Here is a 10,996-nt window from a genome sequence, read left to right as displayed (position 1 = left end):
TCCTATTCCTCCACCAGCATCTCATGCATCACGTTGTAGATCGCATAGTAGATGTAATTCATCGCCATCAGATGCGGCGTGATAATACGACTGAAATCTTCAGTAGGTACCAGCGCACGTGGTGTACTCAAATCGATAAAATTCATCGATCGAATATCTTCGTGTTTATTACATACTAATACGTAGTCGATATCTCGCGCTTCCAGACTATCAACAAACTCAGCGGTACTTTCATCATATGCATCGCTCATTACGAGAATGCGATCTGTTCCATCAACTAACGCATCAGAAATGTAGACTGCAGCATCGAATAAATTTTCTTTGCTATTTGCAGCAAATTCCTCGAAAAACTTTAAGTCGCCAAATCCTTTAACGTATATTTTACCTTCTCCGACAACGGCTTGTGCAAGTAGTCTTCCGGCTATATCCAGCTCAGCTTCTTGCATATCTATTTTTTTAAAGATACCATTAAGTTGCGTATTAAATATTTTAAGCATGGTAAACCTTCTTTCTGATATTCTTAACACATATCATATCATAAATGAAATGGAGAAAACATGAAATGAAAATATTAGTAATTGACGATGAACCTAATATAAGACTGCTTTTTCAGGAAATATTTAAAATGAAAGGGTATGATACTGAAATTGCCGAAAATGGAAAAATAGGCTTAGAATTAATCAAATCAAATGATTATGATCTCGTATTTTTAGATAGAAAAATGCCGGTCATGTCGGGTGACGAAACGCTAAGTCAGCTGAGAGCATTCTCGGATGTTCCTGTTTATCTCATTTCAGCTTTCCAGACAGACGAAGAAATCCGGTCAATTAAGCAGACTGGCGCAACAGGTGTCTTAATGAAGCCGTTTACAATTGACGAAGTTGTGAAAATCGCTGAAAAGTTTTCATAAAACGATCCTTAACGCATGCAAATAAGATAACGAAGTGCTATACTTACCTTATAAAAATAGTGCTTAAGCACAAACAAGGAGGATTTTATCCATGCCATTAGTTTCTATGAAAGAAATGTTAATCAAAGCAAAAGAAGGTGGTTATGCTGTTGGTCAATACAACCTTAACAACCTTGAATTCACTCAAGCAATCTTAGGTGCTTCTCAAGAAGAAAATGCACCGGTTATTTTAGGTGTTTCTGAAGGTGCAGCTAAATATATGGGTGGTTTCTACACAGTAGTAAAAATGGTTGAAGGTTTAATGAAAGATATGGAAATTACAGTACCTGTAGCAATCCATTTAGACCACGGTTCAAGTTTTGAAAACTGTAAAGCTGCGATTGATGCTGGATTTACTTCTGTTATGATTGATGCTTCTCATCATTCATTCGAAGAAAACGTTGAAATCACAAGTAAAGTAGTTGAATATGCCCACGCTAAAGGCGTTTCAGTTGAAGCAGAATTAGGACGCGTTGGCGGACAAGAAGACGATGTAGTTTCTGACGGTGTTGTATATGCTGATGCTAAAGAATGTCAGGAATTAGTTGAGAAAACGGGTATTGACTGCTTAGCACCTGCATTAGGTTCAGTACACGGTCCTTACAAGGGTGAGCCAAACTTAGGTTTCAAAGAAATGGAAGAAATCGGTAAAGCAACTGGTTTACCATTAGTTTTACACGGTGGTACTGGTATCCCAACGAAAGATATCGAGCGTTCAATTTCTTTAGGTACTGCTAAAATCAACGTAAACACTGAAAACCAAATCGCTTCAGCTAAAGCTGTTCGTGATACATTAAATAATGATGCAAACGTATATGATCCACGTAAATATTTAGGACCAGCACGTGAAGCAATTAAAGCAACAGTAATCGGTAAAATTAAAGAATTTGGTACTTCTAACAAAGCTTAAATTTTATTTCATACTTTAGACTGATATGCATGTCATATCAGTCTTTTTTTCTTGACTAATTTTACCCTTTAGATTATATTGAACTTCATGCTTTTTGTTTTGCATTACTAAAATGAATTAGTTTATAATAAAAATAATCAACAATAATAAGATAAATGTGTGTGTGATAAAAGTTAAAGGAGTACAATTATGTCAGAAGAAGTAATTAAAATAAGAGGCGGCAATCCTCTTAAAGGATCAGTTCAAATCAGTGGTGCTAAAAATAGCGCAGTTGCTTTAATTCCGGCAACTTTAATGGCAAGTAGCCCTGTTACTTTAGAAGGTCTACCAGAAATTTCAGACGTTGTGACATTAATGAGTTTATTAGAAGATTTGAATATAACGACAACTTTAGATGGTGACCGCTTAACAGTAGATCCTTCAAATGCTGTTAACATGCCACTTCCTAATCATAAAGTTCAATCATTACGTGCTTCATATTATATGATGGGTGCAATGCTTGGAAAGTTTAAAAAATGTGTGATTGGTTTACCTGGTGGTTGCCCATTAGGACCACGTCCGATTGATCAGCACATTAAAGGTTTCGAAGCGTTAGGTGCTACTGTTACGAATGAAGCTGGTGGTATGTACCTTGAAGCTAAAGAATTAAAAGGTGCGAAAATCTTCCTGGACGTTGTATCTGTTGGTGCAACAATCAATATTATGCTTGCTGCTTCGATGGCTAAAGGTAAAACAGTCATTGAAAATGCTGCAAAAGAACCTGAAATCGTTGATGTTGCAACACTTTTAAATAACATGGGTGCCAAAATTCGTGGCGCAGGTACGGATACTTTAAAAATTGAAGGTGTAGCATCACTTCATGGTACTTCACACACAATTATTCCTGATAGAATTGAAGCGGGTACATATATGTGTGCTGCTGCAATGATGGGTGAAGAAGTGTTAATTGAAAATATCATCCCATTACACATGGAACCATTAACAGCTAAGCTGATAGAGATGGGTGTTAATGTTCAGATTGGTGAAGATAAAGCATTAATCTCTAAACCAGAAAAGTATAGCCCGGTAACAATTACGACAAATGTTTATCCAGGATTTGCAACTGACTTACAACAACCATTTACACCATTATTATTTATGGCAGATGGTCAAAGTACGATAACAGATACAATCTATCCAGCAAGATTCAAACACGTTGATGAATTGTCACGTATGAACGGGGATATTACTGAGTCTGGTGGAACTGCAATTGTTAAACCATCTCAACTATCAGGCGCAGAAGTTGCTGCAAGTGATTTACGTGCAGGTGCATGTCTGGTTATAGCAGGTCTTGCTGCTGAAGGTATTACGACGGTTTATAATGTTAGACATATTGACCGTGGATATAGTGGTATTGTTGAGAAGTTAAAGACACTGGGCGCAGATATCTGGAGAGAAGAGATCTAATAATTAATTTCCTAAAACGGCGATAATGCCGTTTTTTTTCTTAAGCAGTAACAAATATATTATATATATAATATATTTGATATATTTTTTATATCGGTGTACAATAGTAATACAAAGAGGTGAGTCATATGGAAGTATGTCCGTATTTAGAAGAGACGTTTAAGATTCTTGGTCGCAGTTGGAATGGCCTACTTATAAACTATTTATCGCGTTCAGAAGATCGCTCTGCACATTTTTCTGATATGAAACGTGACTTAAAATCAATTACGCCACGTGCATTAAGTTTGAAATTGAGTGAATTAGCTGAATGGGGTCTTGTTGAAAAGAAAGTCGTTTCTACAACCCCTCTTTCAATTAAATATGTATTAACAGATAAAGGTTATGCCTTATCTGAAGCAATGCATCCGATTGAAGCATGGGCACAAGAGCACTTAGAACTAGACGAAAAACAAGCATAATAAGAAGCTTACTTGCTGAATAGCCAGCAAGTAGGCTTTTTATTTTGTCTTTATAAAAATAAGCATCATTTGATAACTAATGGTACTCATAATGATGGAATGTGTTATACTATTAACGTTGTTACATATCTAATGCAGAGGAGAATGTTTATGGAACGTAGTTTGTCAATGGAATTAGTCAGAGTTACAGAAGCAGCAGCGCTTAAAAGTGCGCGTTGGGTTGGTAAAGGTTTAAAGAACGAAGCGGACGACGCAGCAACAACAGCAATGCGCGAAGTATTTGATACAATTCCGATGGACGGTGTTGTAGTTATTGGTGAAGGTGAAATGGATGAAGCACCAATGTTATATATCGGTGAAGAACTAGGAACAAAAGAAGGTCCTCAAATTGATATCGCGGTAGATCCATTAGAAGGAACAACGCTTGTTGCTGAAGGTTCATGGAATGCAATGACAGTACTTGCTGTTGGTGATAGAGGAACGTTACTTCATGCACCGGATATGTATATGGAGAAAATTGCAGTTGGTCCTGACTGTGTAGGTGTAGTTGATATTTCTAAATCAGTAACGGAAAATTTACATGCAGTGGCAAAAGCGAAAGGAAAAGATATTTCTGATGTTACAGCAACATTATTAAATCGTGAGCGCCATGCAGGTATCATTAAAGAAATCCGTGAAGCGGGTGCGCGCATTAAGTTAATCGAACACGGAGACGTTGCAGGTGCGATTAATACAGCGTTTGATTTTACGGGTGTTGATATTTTATTCGGTTCAGGTGGTGCTCCTGAAGGCGTTATCGCTGCTGTGGGTATTAAAGCTTTAGGTGGCGACTTCCAAGGTATTCTTTTACCGGAAGATGCAGAACAAGAAGAGCGTTGCCGCAAGATGGGAATCGAGCCAAACACTGTATTACAATTGGATGATATGGTAAAAGGTGATGATGCAATCTTTGCTGCTACAGCAGTAACTGACGGTGAATTAATGAAGGGTGTTCAGTTCAAAGGTGGATATGCTGAAACACATTCTTTAGTAATGCGTGCAAAATCAGGTACGGTACGTTTCGTACAAGGTCGCCATAGTTTAGAGAAGAAACCAGGCTTAACAATCAACCATGAAGATACAATTTAATCATAATTGAAAGCTTGAGCAGACGCTCGAGCTTTTTCTTTTTATCAAAACATGCTAAACTATCTAATGATATTCCTCTTGAAACTTCTTCTTTTTCTTTTTGAATTTTCCAAAACGAATGTAAAGAGCTTTAACGATAAATTAATATAGAAATGGGTGTAGAAATGGTAGAAAAAGTGAGAACAAGCCCTCAGTATGAGTCTTTTCACGAATTATATAAAAATCACACAACAAAAGCATTAACAGCGAAAGCGAAAGAACTAGGTCTTGTTAATTATAGTAAATTAAATAAAAAAGAATTAGTGCTGGCCATCATGGAGAAACAGATGGAAAAAGACGGCAACTACTATATGGAAGGTATATTAGATGATATACAGCCAGATGGATATGGATTTTTAAGAACGGTTAACTATTCAAAAGGTGAGAAAGACATTTACATCTCTGCGAGTCAGATTCGTCGTTTTGAAATTAAAAAAGGTGATAAAGTTACCGGGAAAGTTCGTAAACCAAAAGAAAATGAGAAATATTATGGATTATTACAAGTGGACTTTGTTAATGATCAAAATGCTGAAGAAGTTAAGAAGCGTCCTCACTTCCAGGCATTAACACCACTTTATCCGGATACAAGAATTCGTCTTGAAACAACGAAGACAGCATATTCAACGCGTATCATGGACTTAGTGACACCGATTGGATTTGGGCAACGTGGGATGATTGTAGCACCTCCTAAAGCAGGGAAAACGTCATTGCTGAAAGAAATCGCAAATGCAATCTGTGTCAATCATCCGGAAGCGAAATTGTTTATCCTACTGGTTGGTGAACGTCCTGAAGAAGTAACGGATCTTGAGCGTTCAGTAGAAGCAGCAGAAGTCGTACATTCAACATTTGATGAACCACCAGAACATCACGTAAAAGTTGCTGAACTATTATTAGAGCGTGCGAAACGTCTTGTTGAGATTGGTGAAGACGTTATTATCTTAATGGATTCGATTACGCGACTGGCACGTGCTTATAACTTAGTAGTACCACCGAGTGGTCGTACATTATCAGGTGGATTAGATCCTGCCAGTCTACATCGTCCGAAAGCATTTTTCGGAGCAGCGCGTAACATTGAAGCAGGCGGAAGTTTGACGATTCTATCTACGGCGCTTGTTGAAACAGGTTCACGTATGGATGATATGATCTATGAAGAGTTCAAAGGGACAGGAAACATGGAGCTTACGTTAGATAGAAAGCTTGCTGAAAAGCGTGTTTATCCGGCCATTGATATCCGCAGAAGTTCAACGCGTAAAGAGGAATTATTACTTGATAAGAAAGAATTAGAAATGGTTTGGCAGCTGAGAAATTTATTTACGGATAGCAATGATTTTACAGAGCGTTTTTTACGCCGTCTAAAACAAAGTGAATCAAATGAAGATTTCTTTAAACAACTCGGTGAACGCATGGTTGAAAGTGCGAAGTCAGGTAAGCCAATCATTTAAAAATTAACCTTGCTTTTTTATAGCGAGACGTATATAATATGTAAGTATTGTCGTGAAAATATTTCACGAAATAACTCTGTTCCAGATGGTTCAGGGCAAAGGAGCTGAAAACAATTATGAAACCAGGAATTCACCCAGATTACCAAAAAGTAATCTTTTTAGATTCTACTACAGACTACAAATTCTTAAGTGGATCTACACGTAAATCAAACGAAACAATGACTTGGGAAGATGGTAACGAGTACCCAGTAATCCGTTTGGATATTTCTTCTGACTCTCATCCATTCTACACAGGCCGTCAAAAATTCGCATCTGCGGATGGACGTGTTGAACGTTTCAACAAAAAATTCGGTCTTAAGTCAAACAACTAATACTGAAGCCTTAAACTCTTATACCTTTTGGTGTAGGAGTTTTTTTAATGTTGAACATGAGTTATAAATCACAATGTAATATAGGGTGGAATTATGATATAATAAAGCGATTATGACTTAAAAAGGTGGCATTCAAGATGTATGAGCAGTATCATTCGGGTTGGATAGAGTGTATTACAGGTAGTATGTTTAGCGGGAAAAGTGAAGAATTGATTCGTCGTGTGCGTCGCGGACTTTTTGCGAAGCAGCGTGTCATCGTCTTTAAACCATCCATCGACGACAGATATAGCGATTTAGAAGTCGTCTCTCATAATGGCAACAAAGTTGAAGCGGTTAATGTCTCACACTCGTCAGAAATTATGGAACATGTGCAGGAAGACCATGATATTATTGCGATAGATGAAATTCAGTTTTTTGATAATGATATCGTCGGTGTAGCAACACAGCTTGCGGAAGAAGGCTATCGTGTGATTACTGCCGGTTTAGATATGGACTTCAGAGGTGTACCTTTCGAACCTGTACCTGAAATTATGGCAGTTGCTGAACATGTTACGAAATTGCAGGCAGTTTGTAGTGTATGTGGTGCCCCTAGTTCAAGAACACAGCGTCTTATTGACGGTGAGCCGGCACGCTTTGATGATCCGATTATTTTGGTGGGCGCAAAAGAAAGCTATGAACCGAGATGTCGTGAGCATCATATTGTTCCGAAATAAAATATAAAACACATTAAATAAACTAAAAAGGAGTAAATATATATGTTTGATCAGTTAGAAATCGTAGAACAACGTTATGAACAATTAAATGAATTGTTAAGTGATCCAGATATCGTAAGTGATACTGATAAATTAAGAGAATACTCAAAAGAACAGGCAGACCTTCAGGAAACAGTTGAAGTGTTTAGGGAGTATAAAGAAGTAAAGCAACAACTTGAAGAAGCATTAGAAATGATGGGTGACGCAAGTGATGCGGATGAGCAGGAAATGATTAAAGAAGAAATCAATGAATTAAAACCGCAGATTCCAGTATTAGAAGAAAAGATGAAATTTTTATTGATCCCTAAAGATCCTATGGATGATAAAAACGTAGTGATGGAGATTCGTGGAGCAGCTGGTGGAGATGAAGCAAATATCTTTGCCGGAGACTTATTCCGTATGTATTCAAGATTCTCAGAAGAACAAGGCTGGAAGATTGAAGTGATGGAAACAAACGAAGCTGACCATGGTGGATTTAAAGAAATCAGTTTCACTATTATCGGTAAAGGTGCATACAGTAAGTTAAAATTCGAAAATGGTGCCCACCGTGTACAACGTATCCCAACGACTGAAAGTGGTGGACGTATTCATACGTCTACAGCGACAGTAGCGGTATTACCAGAAGTAGAAGATGTTGAAATTGAAATCCGTCAGGAAGATTTACGTATTGAAACGTACCGTTCATCTGGATCTGGTGGTCAGCACGTTAACACGACTGACTCAGCAGTACGTATTACGCATATTCCGACTGGGATTGTGGCAACGTCTTCAGAGAAATCTCAAATTAAAAACCGTGAAAAAGCATTAAAATTACTTAAAACGCGTGTGTTTGATGCGAAATTGCAGGAAGAACAAGCGAAGTATTCTGAACAACGTAAATCAGCAGTAGGTACAGGTGACCGTTCTGAACGTATCAGAACATACAACTATCCTCAAAACCGAGTGACGGATCACCGTATCGGTTTAACGATTCAAAAGCTAGATCAAATCGTAGAAGGTAAATTAGGTGAAGTCATCGATGCGTTAACGATTGCAGAACAAACGTCTAAATTAGAAGCATTAAATGATGGCGTGCTATAATGTTCATCAACTGATAAAGCATGGTGAAACGCTTTTAGCTCAAAATGATGAACCAATTATCGGTGCGAGATATTTAATGATGGATTTGTTTGATTTATCCCAAATGGACATATTGATGGATAACAAACAACTAACTGAAGCAGAACGAACGCATTATCTAACTTGTATCGAACAATTAGCGCATCATATACCGCTAGCACATATTACGGGATTTCAAATGTTCTATGACCGCAAGTTTAAGGTGACAAAAGATGTACTTGTGCCGCGCAATGAAACGGAAGAGCTAGTTCAACTCATCATTGAAAAGTGGCAACATCGTCAATCTTTTGTTGATATCGGTACAGGCAGTGGTGCTATTGCAATAACACTTGCATTAGAGCTATCACAAATTGAAGCTTATGCAATAGACATTTCAAGTGATGCGCTCAATATTGCACGAAATAATGCAGCAGCACTTAATGCAAATGTCACCTTTTTGGAAGGCGATTTACTCGAACCGTTGATTACTGAAGGTATTAGAGTAGACTGTTTAGTAAGTAACCCACCGTATATCGCACAAAGTGAACTGGAGTTAATGAATGAAAGTGCGTTGCATGATCCTCATATCGCTCTGTTTGCAGAAGATAATGGTTTGGCATTGTATAAACGTATGATTGAGCGTATGCCGGAAATATTAAATGCAGATGCACTTGTAGCTTTTGAGATTGGACATGCACAAGGTGCAGCGATATCAGAATATGTCTTGCAACTTTATCCACACATTACGCCACAAGTCGTTCAGGATATTAACGGTTTGGATCGCATTGTCTGGTTTGAATGGTGTGAATAAGTTATGCACAAATTACAGGATTTATCCACAATTTGTGCATAACTTTTTATTTTGTTTTAAAATATGAGTAAAGAGAGGGGATGCAGCATGCAGACAAAAATTTGGGATGTGCGTAACAATGTGGATGACTTATCAACATATCCACAAGTACAGGAAATCATTACAGGGTTTAAACAAGATGAAATCATTGCAATTCCTACTGAAACAGTTTACGGATTAGCCGCGAATGCTTTGAGCAGTACAGCTGTGGATAAAATTTTTAAAGCAAAAGGACGACCACAGGATAATCCGCTTATCGTCCACATTTATGAAAAAGCACAAATCGATGACTTTGCACATATTCCGGATAATAAAGTACATCAATTGATGGATGCGTTCTGGCCAGGACCCATTTCGTTTATTTTACCGCTTCAAAAAGAGGTGCTGGCACCTGCAGTTACTGCCGGACTTAATTCTGTTGCTGTGCGTATGCCGAGTGATAAAGTTGCTCGCCAAATTCTGAAATTAACTTATCTGCCGCTTGCTGCACCTTCTGCAAATACAAGTGGAAAGCCGTCGCCAACAACTGCAGACCATGTGAAGTACGATATGGATGGGAAAATTTATGGCATCGTCGAAGGGTTTCAGGTGGAAGTAGGTATTGAAAGCACAGTTCTCGATTGTACATCTTATCCATATAAAATTGCGCGTCCTGGTGCGATTACAAAAGATGATTTAGAACGCATTATTCCAGAATGTATTACGACAGCAAATTATCAAACAGAGCAACCGATAGCTCCCGGTATGAAATATCGTCATTATGCGCCAAATAGTCCTATGGTACTCGTGTCTAATCTGACGCAATTACAGCTTGCCTCAAATGAAGCGTTGATTGCACCACGTAAAGAGTTGTCACGTTTTAATGATAATGTGACATATGCTTTAAGCGATACATTTGAAGATATCGATGGTGCCATGCATAATTTATATAGTGCATTACGAGAAATGGATCAGCAAAAAGAAATTACGAAGATTTATATCGCTGACTATTCCCATATTGCAGGGAGCGATGCATTAATGAACCGCATCAATAAAGCAACTTCAGGAAAGTAGGGAGAAAGATGGAGATCGTTTTTGTTTGTACAGGAAATACGTGTCGTAGCCCGCTAGCAGAAAGTATCGCAAAATCAATGTCAAATGAACATTCATTTTCATCGAGAGGTATTTTTGCGATAGATGGTATGCCTGCTTCACGCCATACGCAACAAATTATTGAAACGAATCACTTACCAGCTGCTTCATTAAGTGCTGGCTTTGACCGCACAGACAGTGAAAAAGATTTAATCTTAACGATGACAGCAAATCACCGTGATACAATTCGTTCGATGTATCCAGCAAGCAATGTATATACGCTAATTGAATACGCGGATGGTGTTAGCCAGGATATCCAGGATCCATATGGTGGAGAGTATGAAATATATCAACAGACTTACGAACAATTACAGGAAAATATCACGAAATTATTAACAAAAATTGATGAAAAATAGACAATTCAAAAAATAACGTCTCATTTTTCGGAAATGTTTTATCTCACTTTTTAAATAGGCTATAAT

At 37.8% G+C, this 10,996-nt stretch carries 13 protein-coding genes; 12 read left to right on the top strand and 1 reads right to left on the bottom strand.

The genetic code is table 11. From position 1 onward, the window contains the following. Window positions 1-2 precede the first annotated feature (2 nt). On the bottom strand, window positions 3-497 hold the full coding sequence (locus KFV12_RS11780; RefSeq protein WP_254256822.1) for a DUF2529 family protein: 495 nt from the start codon (window positions 495-497) through the stop codon (window positions 3-5). Between the two features lie 65 nt (window positions 498-562). On the opposite strand from KFV12_RS11780, the gene KFV12_RS11775 reads away from it, so the two are divergent. From KFV12_RS11775 to KFV12_RS11720, 12 genes are all read left to right on the top strand, one after another. Then, a complete protein-coding gene (locus KFV12_RS11775; RefSeq protein WP_254256821.1) occupies window positions 563-910 on the top strand; it encodes a response regulator in 348 nt (115 codons plus the stop codon). 91 nt (window positions 911-1,001) lie between these two features. Beyond that, complete coding sequence (fdaB, locus tag KFV12_RS11770; RefSeq protein ID WP_096077997.1) at window positions 1,002-1,859, top strand: class IIb fructose-bisphosphate aldolase FdaB; 858 nt, start codon at window positions 1,002-1,004, stop codon at window positions 1,857-1,859. A 189-nt stretch (window positions 1,860-2,048) separates the two neighbouring features. Continuing rightward, a complete protein-coding gene (gene murA, locus KFV12_RS11765) occupies window positions 2,049-3,305 on the top strand; it encodes a UDP-N-acetylglucosamine 1-carboxyvinyltransferase (protein ID WP_254256820.1) in 1,257 nt (418 codons plus the stop codon). 128 nt (window positions 3,306-3,433) lie between these two features. Then, window positions 3,434-3,763 carry a winged helix-turn-helix transcriptional regulator gene (locus KFV12_RS11760; RefSeq protein WP_111716668.1) on the top strand — a complete coding sequence of 110 codons (330 nt, stop codon included), beginning with the start codon at window positions 3,434-3,436 and terminating at the stop codon, window positions 3,761-3,763. Between the two features lie 150 nt (window positions 3,764-3,913). Beyond that, window positions 3,914-4,891: a class II fructose-bisphosphatase gene (gene glpX, locus KFV12_RS11755; RefSeq protein WP_219503002.1), complete on the top strand. Its 978-nt coding sequence runs from the start codon at window positions 3,914-3,916 to the stop codon at window positions 4,889-4,891. A 164-nt stretch (window positions 4,892-5,055) separates the two neighbouring features. Beyond that, window positions 5,056-6,372, top strand: coding sequence for a transcription termination factor Rho (gene rho / locus KFV12_RS11750; protein WP_096078001.1), 1,317 nt, complete (start codon window positions 5,056-5,058; stop codon window positions 6,370-6,372). A 116-nt stretch (window positions 6,373-6,488) separates the two neighbouring features. Next, complete coding sequence (locus KFV12_RS11745; RefSeq protein WP_099581464.1) at window positions 6,489-6,743, top strand: type B 50S ribosomal protein L31; 255 nt, start codon at window positions 6,489-6,491, stop codon at window positions 6,741-6,743. 137 nt (window positions 6,744-6,880) lie between these two features. After that, window positions 6,881-7,456: a thymidine kinase gene (locus KFV12_RS11740; protein WP_111716671.1), complete on the top strand. Its 576-nt coding sequence runs from the start codon at window positions 6,881-6,883 to the stop codon at window positions 7,454-7,456. 42 nt (window positions 7,457-7,498) lie between these two features. Continuing rightward, a complete protein-coding gene (gene prfA, locus KFV12_RS11735) occupies window positions 7,499-8,575 on the top strand; it encodes a peptide chain release factor 1 (RefSeq protein WP_099581460.1) in 1,077 nt (358 codons plus the stop codon). Next, window positions 8,562-9,404, top strand: a complete 843-nt coding sequence (gene prmC, locus KFV12_RS11730; protein WP_170122535.1) for a peptide chain release factor N(5)-glutamine methyltransferase — start codon at window positions 8,562-8,564, stop codon at window positions 9,402-9,404. Before prfA ends, prmC begins: the two co-directional genes overlap by 14 nt. Window positions 9,405-9,491: 87 nt before the next feature. Then, window positions 9,492-10,496, top strand: coding sequence for an L-threonylcarbamoyladenylate synthase (locus tag KFV12_RS11725; RefSeq protein ID WP_239243269.1), 1,005 nt, complete (start codon window positions 9,492-9,494; stop codon window positions 10,494-10,496). A gap of 8 nt (window positions 10,497-10,504) precedes the next feature. Beyond that, a complete protein-coding gene (locus KFV12_RS11720) occupies window positions 10,505-10,930 on the top strand; it encodes a low molecular weight protein arginine phosphatase (RefSeq protein ID WP_239243270.1) in 426 nt (141 codons plus the stop codon). The last annotated feature ends 66 nt before the right edge of the window (window positions 10,931-10,996 follow it).

The organism is Macrococcus epidermidis, assembly GCF_024205965.1.
Taxonomy (GTDB): domain Bacteria; phylum Bacillota; class Bacilli; order Staphylococcales; family Staphylococcaceae; genus Macrococcoides; species Macrococcoides epidermidis.
This window is presented reverse-complemented; position numbering and strand designations above follow the sequence as displayed.